This window comes from Methanocella sp. MCL-LM (assembly GCF_049676595.1).
GTDB lineage: Archaea > Halobacteriota > Methanocellia > Methanocellales > Methanocellaceae > Methanocella_A.
In genome coordinates this window covers 173,533-187,538 of sequence record NZ_CP187259.1, presented here as the reverse complement: position 1 = coordinate 187,538, position 14,006 = coordinate 173,533, and the positions used below count along the sequence as shown (strand labels likewise).

The window sequence follows — 14,006 nt, the reverse complement described above, 5'->3', positions numbered from 1 at the left end:
TTTCTATTTTATTATCACTTCAGCTTGAACCAAAACCAGCTAGTTTTAATTTACATCGTTCCCTTCGCGGGTTGACGCCCGTCTGATGACGGGCTACTCGGCGTTTCGGGTGCTCCAATGTCCGGGCCGCGCTCGCACCCTCGCCATTCAACAGAGCTTGCAGCTTCGCTTGCTCGCCCCGTTCAATGGCTTCGCAAGCGCTAAGCAATGCCGCCTGCGGCAGGCATTCATTACCCGGCCATCTCCGCATCCTGCCCTGATGGGCAGGACCGATGCCCGAAACGCCTCGCCGACCGCGTCAGCTTATTCTAAAGCTTCATCTGCAACATCAAGTGTATACTTCTTGATGTCATCCTTATGCTTTCCATCGCAAAAAACATAGAACCTGTCCAGTGGATCGGTGCTCATTGAAAATGGTGATATGTCGCTTAAATATTGGATATCGTTGTCGTCAAATGCGATGTATACCGGAAACTGGTTGTCTTTAAAGATTTGATATGTTGAGTTGTATAATGGGTTATTGACCTGCTGTATATGTACAATAATAGAATCTTTGTCACAACCGCACTTATCTGCCAGAGCCTCTTCTAGTATCTTAAAATCCTTCTCTTTCATCTGAGATATCTTGTACCTGAGTATCGAGTCTTCTATGTCGATCAGACTACGATCAAATCCTCTCTTTAAGAGCTTTCTATCCATGATCCTGCTGATCATTCCTTTCGAAGCGCTTTTGCCTTTGGCAGAAGTTATTCTATAGAATAGGTTAGAGTCATCATATGAAAGATAATTGCCAATAAACTTGGTATTTGATAGCGATAATGCGTTTTGATCAATAATTTTATCCCGCACTGCTATCTCTACTGCCCTTTGCATCATCTTTTCAGCGATAAGCTTCACGTGATGGAAATATACCTGGGTATACATCAGGTACCTTGCCATCCTGAAGTTCTCAAGCGCATCTTTACCCTTCTCGTGGATGGCAAAAAACGATTTTGCGCCTTTCCTGATAGGCTTTATAGTATATAGGATTCTCTCGAGGTCGTAATGGCCATACGCTACTCCAATATGATAAGAATCCCTTCGTAGATAATCGAGTCTGTCCGCATCGACATTTCCGGAAATTATCTGTTTCTTTACTGTATCTTTTTTCTCTTTGAGAAGTTCGACAACTTGGTGCCTCTTATCTCCGATAATTTCCTGAATCTCCGGATCAGCCTCAATAATTATCTGCCCTATAAGCTCGTGATCGACCTTCTGTTTCTCGCCAGAAGCCTTGTTCATGCTATTGATGACCGATTCAAAGCTATGGGACATAGGTCCGTGCCCTATGTCATGCAACAGCGCAGCCATTCTAACAATTTCTGTATCTTCAGGGCTTAGTCCAAGTTTTTCTGCCATCAAGCCTGCGACGTGTAAAACGCCTAATGAGTGTTCAAAGCGAGTATGGCATGCGCCAGGGTATACAAGATATGCATCACCGAGTTGTTTAATTCTCCGCAGCCTTTGGAAAACCGGTGTGTTCATCAGCCGCACTTCATCATGCGTTAACCCAATATAGCCGTATATCGGGTCTCTGATGATCTTATAATAATCGCTCATATCTGCGGTAACTCTGCCTTTAACGCTGCAATCAGATCTGACGCTTCAATAATATCGTCGTCGCTTAACTGCCATCCATGGCATTCTGCATACTGTTGTATCTTCTCTAATGAACCCGGAGCAGGGGTACAATTGTTTGTAAGATAATGCACTTTCGCAGCACATGATAGCTTATGTATGTCCATGCGAGTTTCTCTTTTGCATATCTCGACTACTTTTTTTATCAAGTCGTAATTCGATTCATTTTTTTCTTTAATGCTTTGTAGAACAGTCTTTCCATCGTCAGAAAGTTTGTAACTATACTTCTTCCAGTCTTCAGAGCTGTTAAACTTCCGGCTTTCTTTGTAGTCGATTTCCTCTTTAACGAAGTTTAACGATACAAGCGACTGTGTTCCGCCAGCTACCTCTCCACTATATGGACCGTAGTAATAAGGCTGATAACATGCATTTATGTCCAGCACCAGTGATTCGAAATATATAAGCTTTTGAATAGCTGTCCGGCCGCTAATCTCTCCGCCAGTCGAATCTATCGTCATTAATATTGCATCAGTCGGGTCCATATGGCTCCCTATCCTACCCTTATTATATTATGAGTAGATAAGTGTATTCGTCCATTCTTTTAAAGATGGGCTATGTGCATACCGAAATTATTCGGGCAACTGTGTGAAATGAATTGAATGAACTTAATTAGTGCCGATATGATTAAAAAATCAATTGATCTTTAACACTAGAATTGCAATGGCTCCAGTATCTCAGCTGGAATATGTTGTGGCACATGAGCTTTGCCACATGAGATTTAGAGATCATTCACCGAAGTTTTGGAGTACGCTGAAGTCTGTCTTGCCTGAATATGAGAAAAGGAAAGAGGCACTGAAAAGTGACGGATGGAAGTACGAATTTTAATGTTCAAATAACTTGAATGACTCCATTCTATTGTTTAGCGTTCGACGGAGGTTTTTAGGGTCTGCCCGTAGCGAAGCGGAGGGATGCGGAGGTGGCGGGGTAATGGACGCCTACGTAGTGGCGTCGCTTAGCGCTTACGAAGGAAGTTCGACTGGCGCAGCCGAAGGCGCAGCCATGTCGTACCTCCGAGGGTGCGAGCGCGGCCCCGACGGCGTAGCACCCTAAAAACCGGAGTAGGCCGACCCTTTGGGTCGGACGTCGAACCGCGAGGATGACAGATTATATATTAGCTTATTACTCTGACATTCCTAAAATTGATTTAAAGAAGCTCACGATGCCATTGATGAAATCGTCGATCGGCGAACCGGTGCTCTCCTCTTCCTCGTTTATAGTCCCCATATCGTCCGGCGCCGTGTGGTTTACCGTCACGTTAGTCTGCACGGGCTTCGGCGTGGGGGCAGGCGTGGCTGTGACTACTTTCGTGGCTCCGGCCGACGTAGAGTTGTTGATCGAATTGAGGGCGGGCCACGGGGTGACCATCGGGTAGTGGACGTAGTCGGGAATGTGGATGTCCGAAGCATTGCCGGCTCCCGCGGCCACGGCGAGTTTCTTGTACCAGGCGTACCCGTCTACCTGGACCACGATCGAGTAGTTACCCGGGTCCAGTTCTGTGTAGCTGTACGTCCCGTTCCCGTCAGTCACGGTGAGGCCCATGGCGACGCCCCGCCCGTCGTGCAGGTACACGTCCGCATCGGGCACCAGGTTGCCGATCGCGTCGAAGACCGTGCCGTTGACGGACCCGGTCGGGCCTGCTACCGGCTTTGACACGCTGCCACTGGCAGGCTGTGTGGTATTGTTAGCGGCAGCATCCGCTACAGTACAGTGTATGCCGGAAACGATCATCGCCAGCATGAGAAGAAATACCGCCAGTTTTCTTACTTCCCTCACGGACCCGCCACCTCGATACCATCAGGTAAGCCGGTAACAGTTAAGAAGCTAATCTTACCGATTTGAGACTACATTTCCGAAAGCGTGGGCCAGAGTTTCACTCCGGTCGCAAGCTGCTATGGTTTTTTATGGTATCAGGAGCATACATGGAGGCGGTATGGCCGAACCTTCGACTGAATGGAGCAGCATCCAGTATGGCGGGGAAACTATCAACTTTTCAATAGCCCGCAGCCCTAAACGGAAGACGGCCTGCATCGCGGTATATCCCTCGGGCGAAGTGAGGCTGACGGTGCCCGTCCGGACCAGCGAGGCCCAGGCCCGGCGATATGTGGAGCAGAAGGCCGGGTGGGTGCTCGACAAGCTCAAAGCCTTCGAGGCACAGGGAGCCCGGGACGTGAAGAAGCAGTACGTCGACGGAGAAATCTTCCTCTTCCTCGGCCGGGAGTACGCGCTGAGGATCTCGCAGGGGCACGGCCCTATAGTGACGCTCGGGGATAAGACGCTGAACGTGATCGTCCCGGACCCGGGCGACAGAGAAACGATCAGATCGGCGGTATTCAGGTGGTACCGCTTCCAGGCTGAAACTTATCTCAGGGAGCCAGTGACCACTTATGCCCGGGCGCTCGGCGTTTTCCCGCCCGAGTTCAGGGTTAAAAACCAGTCGAAGCGGTGGGGCAGCTGCACAGCCAAAAACCTGCTGAACTTCAACCTGAAGATCGTCATGGCGCCGCTGGAGCAGCTGGAATACGTGGCCGCTCACGAGGTCTGCCACGTGAAGGTCAAGGACCACTCCCCCCGGTACTGGGCGGTGCTGGAGTCGATCATGCCGGACTCCGATGCCAGAAAGAAGGCGCTGAAAACTGAGGGGTGGAAGTACGAGTTATAGTGACGGGCCGGCACTTCAGGTGCTAACGTTCGTCCGGGCCGGCCCGGCATTTGCTGGTATGTGATAATCGCTATTCTAGCGGCGGCTTGCGCCAGTCGGGCAGGCTTTTGACGCCCTGCATGATGGGCCTGTACTCCGGGTCTTCGGCGCGCTTTTTCCGCATATACTCCCGCTGGTAAGCGGTCTTGTCGAAGGCCGACTGGCCTATGAAGGCTTTCAGCTCCCTGACCAGGCGGTCCAGCTCTCTGGTGTCACCGCTGATGTCGCTGTCCCCGGCCTTTACCCGGGCTTTGATAGTCTCGGTCCTGGCGCTGATCTCCTCGAGCTTCTGCCAGATGGCCTCTTTTACTTCCGCTTCTCTGCCTGTCATGATAATCAAGCGGTGGTGTCTTCGCCGCGTTTAGTGTAAGTGGAATGTCTGTGTGAGACTGATCATATAAAATAACAGTCTGACAATTTTAGGCGGATTGTCAGACGGGCGGTATTTGAGTCTTACACACCTCAGTTGTTAGACTAACTATAAATATTTATCTGTTAGTCTAACGACTATGTGTAGCATTGTGAAAGTTATAGCGGTTACACGATAATCGATGGAACTGCATGCGACGTGGCCTTTCACTTGATGTTCCGCAACGGCTCGCCTGCTGGCCGTAGAAAGAGCGGGAATCCTAGATTATCTCGTGCACCCATGTTTCCGGTGAGGCTTCAACATGATTCTCAGGATACTGGTAGGCGCCGTCATCGGCGCGGTGTTCGGCTATATCGTAGGGTGGATCGTCGAGATGTTCCCCGACTTCAACTCGGCGCTGCTCAGCGGCATCAGTGCGCTGACCGGAATAGGCGGGGTGAGACTTCCAGCGCTGCTGGCTGCCATCGGCTTCATCCTCGGCATTCTGGGCGGGCTGCTAAATGGTCTGGCAGCACATCGTTATAGAAGAGATCGGTACAGGATACTGCGGTGATGGCTTACTGAGAAGGGCGGCCGAGAGGTTTTCGCACGGGCACAGGGAACCGGGATAGGAGGTTAGTTATCCGGCACGGTCCGGCCAGCGCGAACCTCGATCGGTCGATAGATGGTGAAACCTTGCATCTCTAATTAGCGACGGGATTCCACCTGGCGGCGCTCGCCTTTTCCACGGCCCTGTTGTCGCAAACGCATCCGGCGCAGACGCCAGGGCTACAGAACGGATAAAGAGAACCATTAATCTCCATGTAAATACATTTTAAGCATTCCATAGTATACCACCAACTGTATAATTATCAAGCGTATATATAAAATAGTACAACCTGTAAGTACGTACAAATCTGACAAATTATATATCGCAGATATAAAAACTGGCTTAGATTGCCTGTGCGGCGAGCTCCATAATGCTGGCAATAGCTGCTCCGGGCCTCAGTCTTTTTACAGCTTCTTCGTGAACGGGACCCGGGGCACCAGCTCGAACCCCGCCTTTTTATACAGCGCCTGAGCCGGGTAGTTCTCTGTCTCGGTCACCAGGTCGACCCGGGCGCAGCCCCTCTCTTTCGCCAGCCCGAACGCGTGCGCCAGCAGCGCAGTCGCTATGCCACAGCCCCTCATATCTGGCCTCACGTACACATCCTCCAGCGTGGCCACAGGCTTCCCTTTCCAGGTGCTGTAACCCCAGAGGACAGTGAGCATGCCGACGATCTGGTCCGTCTCGGCGACCAGGAACTGCATTCGCTCCGGCATGGCAAGGACAGTGGTGAAGACGCTTCTGAACTCCTCGTCCGACAGCAGGTCCACCTTCTCGAACTCCATGAACTCTTTGAGGAGGCGGATGATCTCCGCTTCGTCGTCCTGCGTCGCAATCCTGACCTGCATATCGTTACCAGCTATGGCATGACGTACTACAGCCTGGACTATGAAGATTTCGGCTTTCCTGTAATGGTTAAGTAAATGGTCTCGAACCGGTTAATATTTGTACCCGGACAGCTAATCTAAAATGTTCCGGGAGGCCGGTGCGTACAGGGTGCACGGCCCCAGGTTTATGCTCACAACAGGAGGTTAAAAAATGTCCCGATTCAATACACCAATATCCGGTAAGAAGAACGAGAACGGGCTGATGCAGATCGAGGTCTTCCCTCTCAGAGTACTCAACGTGGAGACCGCCCAGAAGCTCATCGACGAGCTGAACAAGATCGAGGGCATCACCCGGATGGTCGTGCACGGCCCCAGGCTGCCCCGGGAGAACCCGGACGACCTGCTGGACGGCAGGTTCGGCACCAACGAGAAGAAGTACCTGAACATCAAGGGCGAGCAGGTAGAGCTCACCGTCCAGGTCGGCAGGCTCTGGATCGAGATCACGGACACGCCGGTCATCGAGCAGGTCCGCGCGGCCGCGGAGAAGACGCTGCCCTTCCCCTTCGAAATGTACGAAGGCGTGTACATCCGGACGAAGAAGACGCTCACCGACTACGTCCGCAAGGGCGGCAACGTCGACGAGATCAGCGTCGGGCTGTTCGACCCGAAGGCCAAGGCAAAGACGTCCTGCTGCAGCACCAAGGGCGAATAACAGGCACTATTGTTGCCACATTAGCAGGCCGGCACATGGCATACCGCTATCTGCAGGCCCCCGACTTTTTATAGGCTGGCTATCGTCATCCATATATAGCCTTAATAATATAGTCCAGGCTGGAGATGACCATTGTGGATCCAATGCTTAAAAAACTAGGCTGGAACGCCTTTTTCGGAACGCATTTTCGAGAGTACGCCGGTGTATACGAGCCCGGCCGGGTCTCGACGGTACATAAGACCGGTTATCAAGTCTACACTAAAGACGGAGAAGTCCGGGCAAGGGCTGCGGGCACTCTTCGCCAGAACGGCGATCAGCCTGCGACGGGGGACTGGGTAGCCCTATCCCGTGACAGCACCGGGCTGGCAACCATTCACGCCGTCCTGCCCCGGAAGAGCAAGTTTTCCCGGAAGGACGCGGGCCGGGTCACGGGCGAGCAGGTGCTCGTCACCAACATCGACACTGTCTTCCTGGTCACCTCGCTCAACAAGGACTTCAACCTCAGACGGCTAGAACGGTACCTGGCCATCGCCCGGGACAGCGGCGCGGAGCCGGTTGTAGTCCTGAGCAAGACCGATATCTGCGAGGCCGTGGATGAGAAAATCGCAGAGGTTAAAGAGATCGCCCCCGACGTCGCTGTATATGCCATCAGCTCCCTGGAAAACCGGGGCCTGGAGCAGCTGGCGCTCTACCTGAGCGAAGGTAAGACGGTAGCCTTGCTGGGCTCGTCAGGCGTCGGCAAGTCCACTCTTATCAACGCCCTGGAAGGGCGGGAGCTCCAGAAGACGGGCGAGATCCGGGAAGACGACAGCCGGGGCAGGCACGTCACCACCGGGCGTACTCTAATCATGCTGGAGAGAGGCGGTGTCATCGTCGACAACCCCGGCATGAGAGAACTCCAGCTGTGGGACGCCGGAGACGGGCTGCTGAGCCAGTTCGCCGACATCGAAGCGCTCGGGAAACAGTGCAAGTTCTCCGACTGCAGGCATGAAACTGAGCCGGGATGCGCCATCAAGAAGGCGCTGAGCGACGGTACTCTGTCCGCCGTGCGGCTCGAAAGCTACCGCAAACTCCAGAAGGAGCAGCTCGCCATCGAGCGGAAGAAGAACCCGGCGCTCATGGCCGAGGAGCGGAAGAAGTGGAAAAAGATCGGCCAGCTGGGCGAGGCTATCCGGAAGAGCAAGGAGCGCGGGGATTACAGAAGCTGATCCCCGCCCAGCGGGAAATTTTCACTCGTGCTCGATCTGGTCAGCCATGTGCTCTTTTCCCCAGTTGTACATCTGTTCGACGATCGGCATCAGCGACTTATACCGTTCTGTCAGCGTGTACTCTACCCTGGGCGGTATCTCCGGGTACACTTTCCTGGCTACGAGCCCGTCGTTTTCCAGCTCGCGTAACTGCTTCGTCAGCATCCGCTGGGTGATGTTCGGTTTGTAAGCGGAGAGCTCTTCCTCGATTTGCCCGAACCTGAGCGTCCCGTCCCTCAGGGCCCAGAGGATCAGCGGTTTCCACCTGCCGCTGAGAACGTCTACGGTCGCCTCGACCGGGCCGTGATATCTCTTCTTTTGCATGGGCATTTCCCCTGTCATCTACCACTATACAGGTTGGTAGTATATATCACAGTGTATTCTGTTTTCGCTAAATACTATCGGCGTGTAGTAGTTATGGCGACGGAAGATCGATCACGCGCTGCCTGAAGAAGCATGAAATATAAACTTGGAGGAATGAACTAATGCCTGTAATTACGCTGGAAATGGGACCGCTGACGACCGAACAGAAGGAGAAGCTCATCGTCGCCTTCACGAGGGACGTCTGCGAAGTGACCGGAATGCCACCCGAGGCAATGGTCGTGCTCATACACGAGCTCAGCCGGGATAACATGGGCGTTGCCGGCCAGCAAGTGTCGAAGATGAGGCGCTAAGGGAAAAGCCCCGGGTATCTCGCTGTAGTGGTGCCCGGGTTCTTCTCGGACTATTTTTTAGGGGTGTAAAAGGTGTTTATCCTGCAAAAGGAAAACAAGGTACTCCTGCTCTTGATTATGGGGATGCTGATGGCCTCCATCGACGCGACTATCGTCGTCCTGGCGCTGCCGGCTATAACTGACAGCCTCCACACGAACCTTTCGCTTTCGATCTGGGTCATCGTCGTGTACCTGCTCGTCGTGTCCGTGGCGACCACACAGTTTGGCAGGCTGGGCGACCTGTTCGGGCGAAGCAGGCTCTTCAACCTCGGCATGGCCGTCTTCACGATCGGCTCTGCCCTGTGCGGGCTGGCCCCGAACGTGCTATTCCTGATCTTCTCCCGGGCGGTCCAGGCGATCGGCGGATCGATGCTGGAGGCTAACACCGGGGCGATCATCGCCGATACGTTCGAGCCGAACAGGCGGGGCAGGGCTTACGGGTATACCGGCATGAGCTGGACGGCCGGCGCCGTGATCGGCATCGTGCTGGGCGGCGTCCTGACCACGTTTCTGGACTGGCGGTACATTTTCTACCTCAACCTGCCGATAGGCATCATCGGCCTCATCTTCGGAATGAGGTACCTCAAGGACCGTACGGTGGTCAGGGAGGAGATGGACCTGCCGGGAATGGTCCTCCTGGCCGCGGCGCTGAGCCTGATCTCCTTCGGCCTCATAGACTTCGTGGGCGTCGGAATGACCACGCTGAACTTGACCCTGATCGCGGCTGGCGCCATATTGATCCCCGTTTTCCTGTGGTGGGAAAGCAGGTCGAGAAGCCCCATCATCCACCTGGACACCTTCCGGCACAAAGTGCTCCGCTCGTCGATCCTTGCCTCGTTCTTCGAGTCGACAGGCTACCTCTCCGTCGCCTTCCTTCTGACGCTCTATCTGCAGGGCGTGCGGGGGCTGAGCCCTTTAGATACGGCGCTGCTCACGGTCCCCGGGTACCTGCTGGGTGTCTTGGGGCCATACGTGGGCGGCCTGGCTGACCGGTTCGGCGCCAGGGTCATCGCCACGGCCGGGATAGCGCTGATGTGCGTCACTGTACTGATCTACCTGACCCTGGAGGTGACGACCCCGCTGTATGTAGTCGTGCTGGCCTCGCTTTTCGCCGGCGTAGGCAGCGCCATGTTCTACCCGGCGAACAACAGCGCGGTCATGGCCTGCGCGACGGCCGATCGCCACGGGAGCACGTCCGGGCTGCTGCGCACGATGGCGAACATCGGGACGCTGGGCAGCTACGTGCTTTCGATCACGGTGGCCTCCGCCTTCGTGTCCCGGGAAACGGCGTTCAGCGTCTTCATGGGCGCCTCCCGGCTGGAGGGAGGGCTATCGCCGCTGTTCCTCAACGGCCTCGACGCGGCCTTCGGGCTCTCGTTCATCATTCTCGTCATCGGGGGCTTGTTCTCGGTGACGAGGGGTAAAGAGAACCGGTCGACTAATGCCAAACCTAAGAGCCCTGCGCTTGCGCCGACGGGGAAGTGAGGGACCGGGCTTTAGAGCCTGAATCGGCTCCTCCATCCGCCTTCTTCTTTTTTCGCCTGCTCTCCTTTTCCGAGTCATACCACCACAAGCTATATATCGTAAAATCGATATCGTAAGTTCGATATCGGAAACACGATATGGTGTGGCGCCGCACCATAATCTGGTAGGCGTACAGCCTTCGTACTTAAAGCCCGGTATCGGAGACCCGATATGTGGTGGGACAAAGACTGGAGCAAAAACATGTTCAAAAACATGAGCAAGTTCCGCAGGCACGGCGGCATGCGCTACGTAGTGCTGTACTCGCTGAGCGAAGCACCCCGTAACGGCGCCGAGATCATGGAGACAGTGGAGCGGATGAGCATGGGCGCGTGGAGGCCCTCCCCGGGCTCTATTTACCCGCTGCTGAGCCAGCTCACGGAAGAGGCGATGATCCGGAAGCGGGAGGATCAGCGGTACGAGCTGACCTCGCTGGGCATGGAAGAGATCGGCATGCACGTGCACGATCACGGTCACCACTACCAGCAGGGGCCGTACACGGTCGAAGGAACGTTGAGCGAGCTGGACAGCTACATCTCTTACCTGGAGGACATCCCGAAGGAAAAGCTGGCCCAGTCCGAAACCAGGATCGGGAAACTGTCGGAGCGGCTTCAGAGACTCAAAGAATCACTGCACAAGTAAAAGGAGCGATAACATGGTACTCAGGTTACTATTCAACACTTTCACAGGCTTAGTGCTCGGCTACCTGCTCGGGCTGGTCATCGAGTTCTTCCCCAGGCTCAACTACGCGCTGCTGGACGGGCTGCACGCCCTGTTCGGGCTGAACTCTATAAGGACGGCAGCCTTGCTGGCGGCCATCGGGCTGATCGGCGGCATCGTCACCGGCCTGCTGCACGAGGTACTGCACATCACTACCCACCACTACAAGGGGCACTGGTGGAAGAAGAATGAGTGGTAGCGGCTTCATGGATGCCGGTAGCTTCAAAGAGCCGTCACTCTTAGAGGCTTACCTGATGGCGGCCACGTCCCGCCTCATCGGGGGCTACTATAGAAAATACGTGGAGAGCCTGGGCCTCCGGGGGACCGAAAAGATCCTGGAGTACGGCTCTGGCTCGGGAGCCGCGTCCAGGTACCTGGTCCGGGCGCTGCCGGACGGGTACCTGACCTGCGTGGACATCTCGAAGGTCTGGATGCGGTTCGCCCGGCGCGCTGTCGGCAGGTGTTCGAACGTGGACTTCCTCTGGGGAGACCTGGCCGGGCTGCCCATAGAGCCCGGGTCCCGGGACGGCGTCTTTTTTCACTTCGTGCTCCACGATCTGCCGCAGGGTGAGCGGGCGGAGAAGGTAAGCCTCCTCGCCCGCAAGCTGAAGAAGGGCGGGAAAGTCTACATCCGGGAGCCGACTGGCGAAAAGCACGGCATGCCAGCCGCCGAGATCCGGGCGATCACGGCCGCCGCCGGGCTGGCCGAGATCAGCTCCGGTACCGGTAAATCGCCGGAGGGCTGGCCTACCTTCGAGGGCATCTACGTGACGTGACCGGCCGTGTAGCAACCGGTCAGATATCATATCATGGCTTAATTATCGCAAAGGCTTAAATAGCAAAATAACACTGTGTTAGCGTGATAACAGTGTGTTATTAGAGTAACACACTGTATATATTGCTCACACAGTGTAAGAACGGTGATCGTTATGTCGTTCACGGACATCAGGGAAAAGGAAAAGGAAGAGAGAAGGAGGGTCATCCTCGAGGCGGCAGAAAAGCTGTTCTTCTCAAAGGGCTTTGACAATGTTTCCATGGGAGACATAGCGCAGGAGGTGGGCGTCAACAGGGCCACACTTTACTTATATTTTAAAGACAAGGAGTCCATCTTCTTCGCCATCGTCCTCCGGAGCATCCGTATCATGCGGGACATGTTCAGGGAAGGCGTCGCCAGAGAAACGACCGGCATCAGGAAGATCGAGGCGACCGGACGGGCATTCTTCAACTTTTACCGCCAGTACCCCGACTACTGCCGGCTGTTCCACTACTCCGGCTCCGACCGGTTTGACGCCACCTGCTGTGAGGACGCCCGGGAGATCATGGCCCTGAACCAGGAGATCATGATGACCATGGTCGACTCGATCATCATCGGCATGAAGGACGGCACTATCAGGAGCGATCTCAACCCTCTGGAGGTGGCCGTCTTCCTGTCTACCGCGTCGCAGAGCGTGATCAGCCTCCAGCCCGGCTTTCGGGCGGCACTGCAGAGCCAGGGCATCGGCTTTGAAGAGTACGTAGAGCACTCCCTTGACTTCATGAGGCACGCCATGATTAGCAGCCGCAAGGAGCAGGAAAAATGAAGATCACTGTGCTCAGCGGTAGCCCGAAAGGCGAGGACAGCGTCACCTACCAGTACGTCAGGTACGTCCGGAAGCATTTCCCCGCGATCGAGTTCACCGTCAGACATATCGGCCAGGATATCCGGAAGATCGAGGCGGACACTAGCACATATGGCGGGATTATCGCAGATATCCAGGCCGCCGACGGGGTCGTCTGGGCGTTCCCCGTCTACCACCTCTCGGTGCCGTCCCAGCTGAAGCGGTTCATCGAGCTTGCGTTCGAGAGAAGTCCAGACGCATTCCGGGGCAAGTATGCCACGGCCCTGACCACCTCGGTCCACTTCTACGACCACACCGCCCACAACTACGTCAACGGCATCTCCTGTGACCTGGGCATGCGGTACGTCGACGGGTTCTCCGCGGAGATGGACGACCTGATGAAGGAGGCGAAGAGGGAGCAGCTGCTCAAGTACTTCGCGCTTTTCATCGATGCCATCGAGAGCAAACGGCCGACCGAGGTCAGGTTCCCGCCCGTCCCGCAGGGGGCTCCGGAATACTCTTCGTCCGCTCTTCCGGAGACTCTGGCACAGCTCGGCGCGCGGATCGCCCTCGTCACCGACGCGACTGAGGAGGATGTCAGTTTGCAGCGCATGATTGCCACGTTCAAGGCGTACGCCGGCGACGTAGACGTGATCAACCTGCACAGCGTCAAAATCAGCGGCGGCTGCCTCGGCTGCATCCGCTGCGGCTACGATAACAAATGCGTCTACCAGGACGATTACAAGGCGGCCTACGAGCGCGTCATGAGCGCCGACTGTATCGTTTACGCGGGCAGGATCCACGACAGGAGCCTCTCCTCCCGGTTCAAGATGTACTTCGACCGGTCGTTCTTCATGGGCCATACCCACAGCACCGGTCTCAAGCAGATCGGGTACATCGTCTCCGGGCCGTTAAGCGCGTTGCCGGATTTGCGGCAGGAGCTGGAAGCCCGGGCCGGCATGGGCAACAGCAATCTGGCAATGTTCGTGACCGACGAGGGCGACAGTGTCGAGAATACCTCAACGCTGCTGGGGGAGCTGGCCCGCAGGCTCCGGCAGGGTTCCTCGGAAGGCATCTACCGGCCCGAGAGCTTCCTCGGAGTCGGCGGCCGCCTGGTTTTCCGGGACCTGGTGTACCGGATGAGCGGCGTGTTTGGGGCGGACTACCGGTTCTACAAGATGTACCGCCTGTTCGACTATCCCCAGAAAGACCTGAAAAACAGGCTCGTGAACTTCGGCATGAGGCAGTTGATGAGGGTCCCGCAGGTCAGAAAGGAGTTCTACTCCAGGATCCGGTCCGAGATGGCCGGCTCATACAGGAAAATCGTCGGAGAATAG

At 55.3% G+C, this 14,006-nt stretch carries 19 protein-coding genes; 13 read left to right on the top strand and 6 right to left on the bottom strand.

Translation table 11 applies throughout. The features are described 5' to 3' along the window. Window positions 1–303: 303 nt before the first annotated feature. Both ACPLPM_RS00985 and ACPLPM_RS00980 read right to left on the bottom strand, forming a co-directional pair. Entirely contained in the window at window positions 304–1,599 is a 1,296-nt protein-coding gene (locus ACPLPM_RS00985; RefSeq protein ID WP_424358370.1) for an HD domain-containing protein, read from the bottom strand. Continuing rightward, window positions 1,596–2,159 carry a hypothetical protein gene (locus tag ACPLPM_RS00980; protein WP_424358369.1) on the bottom strand — a complete coding sequence of 188 codons (564 nt, stop codon included), beginning with the start codon at window positions 2,157–2,159 and terminating at the stop codon, window positions 1,596–1,598. Before ACPLPM_RS00980 ends, ACPLPM_RS00985 begins: the two co-directional genes overlap by 4 nt. A 154-nt stretch (window positions 2,160–2,313) precedes the next feature. Here ACPLPM_RS00980 and ACPLPM_RS00975 point away from each other — a divergent pair, with 154 nt between their 5' ends. Further along, window positions 2,314–2,502, top strand: a complete 189-nt coding sequence (locus ACPLPM_RS00975) for a M48 family metallopeptidase (protein WP_424358368.1) — start codon at window positions 2,314–2,316, stop codon at window positions 2,500–2,502. A 102-nt stretch (window positions 2,503–2,604) separates the two neighbouring features. Continuing rightward, the gene (locus ACPLPM_RS00970; protein WP_424358367.1) at window positions 2,605–2,727 is read left to right on the top strand and encodes a hypothetical protein; all 123 of its coding nucleotides are present in this window, start codon (window positions 2,605–2,607) and stop codon (window positions 2,725–2,727) included. Window positions 2,728–2,796: 69 nt separating this feature from the next. Here the strand turns inward: ACPLPM_RS00970 and ACPLPM_RS00965 are convergent, their stop codons facing one another. Then, entirely contained in the window at window positions 2,797–3,450 is a 654-nt protein-coding gene (locus tag ACPLPM_RS00965) for a carboxypeptidase-like regulatory domain-containing protein (RefSeq protein ID WP_424358366.1), read from the bottom strand. Between the two features lie 157 nt (window positions 3,451–3,607). Here ACPLPM_RS00965 and ACPLPM_RS00960 point away from each other — a divergent pair, with 157 nt between their 5' ends. Beyond that, window positions 3,608–4,336 (top strand): M48 family metallopeptidase, encoded by a 729-nt coding sequence (locus ACPLPM_RS00960; RefSeq protein ID WP_424358365.1) that lies wholly within the window; start codon window positions 3,608–3,610, stop codon window positions 4,334–4,336. Window positions 4,337–4,406: 70 nt separating this feature from the next. Here the strand turns inward: ACPLPM_RS00960 and ACPLPM_RS00955 are convergent, their stop codons facing one another. Beyond that, the gene (locus ACPLPM_RS00955) at window positions 4,407–4,715 is read right to left on the bottom strand and encodes a hypothetical protein (protein ID WP_424358364.1); all 309 of its coding nucleotides are present in this window, start codon (window positions 4,713–4,715) and stop codon (window positions 4,407–4,409) included. 331 nt (window positions 4,716–5,046) lie between these two features. On the opposite strand from ACPLPM_RS00955, the gene ACPLPM_RS00950 reads away from it, so the two are divergent. Then, entirely contained in the window at window positions 5,047–5,298 is a 252-nt protein-coding gene (locus ACPLPM_RS00950) for a hypothetical protein (RefSeq protein WP_424358363.1), read from the top strand. Between the two features lie 440 nt (window positions 5,299–5,738). Here the strand turns inward: ACPLPM_RS00950 and ACPLPM_RS00945 are convergent, their stop codons facing one another. Further along, on the bottom strand, window positions 5,739–6,179 hold the full coding sequence (locus ACPLPM_RS00945; protein WP_424358362.1) for an N-acetyltransferase family protein: 441 nt from the start codon (window positions 6,177–6,179) through the stop codon (window positions 5,739–5,741). Window positions 6,180–6,369: 190 nt separating this feature from the next. On the opposite strand from ACPLPM_RS00945, the gene mcrD reads away from it, so the two are divergent. Continuing rightward, on the top strand, window positions 6,370–6,870 hold the full coding sequence (mcrD, locus tag ACPLPM_RS00940; protein ID WP_424358361.1) for a methyl-coenzyme M reductase operon protein D: 501 nt from the start codon (window positions 6,370–6,372) through the stop codon (window positions 6,868–6,870). A 143-nt stretch (window positions 6,871–7,013) separates the two neighbouring features. Beyond that, entirely contained in the window at window positions 7,014–8,078 is a 1,065-nt protein-coding gene (gene rsgA, locus ACPLPM_RS00935; protein ID WP_424358360.1) for a ribosome small subunit-dependent GTPase A, read from the top strand. Between the two features lie 21 nt (window positions 8,079–8,099). Here rsgA and ACPLPM_RS00930 read toward each other — a convergent pair whose 3' ends face one another. Then, window positions 8,100–8,441: a winged helix-turn-helix transcriptional regulator gene (locus ACPLPM_RS00930; RefSeq protein ID WP_424358359.1), complete on the bottom strand. Its 342-nt coding sequence runs from the start codon at window positions 8,439–8,441 to the stop codon at window positions 8,100–8,102. Between the two features lie 161 nt (window positions 8,442–8,602). Here ACPLPM_RS00930 and dmpI point away from each other — a divergent pair, with 161 nt between their 5' ends. The 7 genes from dmpI to ACPLPM_RS00895 all read left to right on the top strand — a co-directional run bounded on the left by dmpI (window position 8,603) and on the right by ACPLPM_RS00895 (window position 14,006). Then, window positions 8,603–8,791 (top strand): 4-oxalocrotonate tautomerase DmpI, encoded by a 189-nt coding sequence (gene dmpI / locus ACPLPM_RS00925; RefSeq protein ID WP_424358358.1) that lies wholly within the window; start codon window positions 8,603–8,605, stop codon window positions 8,789–8,791. A gap of 81 nt (window positions 8,792–8,872) precedes the next feature. After that, a complete protein-coding gene (locus ACPLPM_RS00920) occupies window positions 8,873–10,315 on the top strand; it encodes an MFS transporter (protein WP_424360018.1) in 1,443 nt (480 codons plus the stop codon). Between the two features lie 210 nt (window positions 10,316–10,525). Further along, complete coding sequence (locus ACPLPM_RS00915; protein ID WP_424358357.1) at window positions 10,526–10,993, top strand: PadR family transcriptional regulator; 468 nt, start codon at window positions 10,526–10,528, stop codon at window positions 10,991–10,993. A gap of 13 nt (window positions 10,994–11,006) precedes the next feature. Continuing rightward, complete coding sequence (locus tag ACPLPM_RS00910) at window positions 11,007–11,270, top strand: hypothetical protein (RefSeq protein WP_424358356.1); 264 nt, start codon at window positions 11,007–11,009, stop codon at window positions 11,268–11,270. After that, a complete protein-coding gene (locus ACPLPM_RS00905) occupies window positions 11,260–11,847 on the top strand; it encodes a class I SAM-dependent methyltransferase (protein ID WP_424358355.1) in 588 nt (195 codons plus the stop codon). The genes ACPLPM_RS00910 and ACPLPM_RS00905 overlap by 11 nt, the downstream gene beginning before the upstream one ends. Before the next feature lie 153 nt (window positions 11,848–12,000). Further along, window positions 12,001–12,651, top strand: a complete 651-nt coding sequence (locus ACPLPM_RS00900; protein WP_424358354.1) for a TetR/AcrR family transcriptional regulator — start codon at window positions 12,001–12,003, stop codon at window positions 12,649–12,651. After that, complete coding sequence (locus ACPLPM_RS00895) at window positions 12,648–14,006, top strand: NAD(P)H-dependent oxidoreductase (RefSeq protein WP_424358353.1); 1,359 nt, start codon at window positions 12,648–12,650, stop codon at window positions 14,004–14,006. The genes ACPLPM_RS00900 and ACPLPM_RS00895 overlap by 4 nt, the downstream gene beginning before the upstream one ends.